Origin of the sequence: Mammaliicoccus sp. G-M28, assembly GCF_022386595.1 — a bacterium.
GTDB classification, from domain to species: Bacteria; Bacillota; Bacilli; order Staphylococcales; family Staphylococcaceae; genus Mammaliicoccus; species Mammaliicoccus fleurettii.
In genome coordinates this window covers 1-452 of the sequence record NZ_JAJNIF010000039.1, presented here as the reverse complement: position 1 = coordinate 452, position 452 = coordinate 1, and the positions used below count along the sequence as shown (strand labels likewise).

Below are 452 nucleotides of genomic sequence, written 5' to 3'. Positions count from 1 at the left end.
CGGGGTGGCGGAACTGGCAGACGCACAGGACTTAAAATCCTGCGGTAAGTGATTACCGTACCGGTTCGATTCCGGTCCTCGGCACCATTTTTAGCGCCCGTAGCTCAATTGGATAGAGCGTTTGACTACGGATCAAGAGGCTAGGGGTTCGACTCCTCTCGGGCGCGCCATTTTTAAATAACGGGAAGTAGCTCAGCTTGGTAGAGCACTTGGTTTGGGACCAAGGGGTCGCAGGTTCGAATCCTGTCTTCCCGACTTCTATTAATATCTTGGGGGCTTAGCTCAGATGGGAGAGCGCCTGCTTTGCACGCAGGAGGTCAGCGGTTCGATCCCGCTAGTCTCCACCATTTTTAAAATAGATAATGAACATTGAAAACTGAATGACAATATGTCAACGTTAATTCCAATAATTGAGTACTTATAGTACTTCAAAGAGTGATTGGCTTAACCAA

Annotated in this window: 3 tRNA genes; all 3 read left to right on the top strand. The window is 48.2% G+C overall.

What is annotated here, in order from left to right:
• The first annotated feature begins 93 nt into the window (after window positions 1–93).
• The 3 genes from LQ609_RS12585 (at window position 94) to LQ609_RS12575 (ending at window position 347) form a co-directional block, all read left to right on the top strand.
• A tRNA-Arg gene (locus LQ609_RS12585) sits at window positions 94–170 on the top strand.
• Between the two features lie 11 nt (window positions 171–181).
• Window positions 182–255 (top strand) — tRNA-Pro (locus tag LQ609_RS12580).
• 16 nt (window positions 256–271) lie between these two features.
• A tRNA-Ala gene (locus LQ609_RS12575) sits at window positions 272–347 on the top strand.
• Window positions 348–452: the final 105 nt, after the last annotated feature.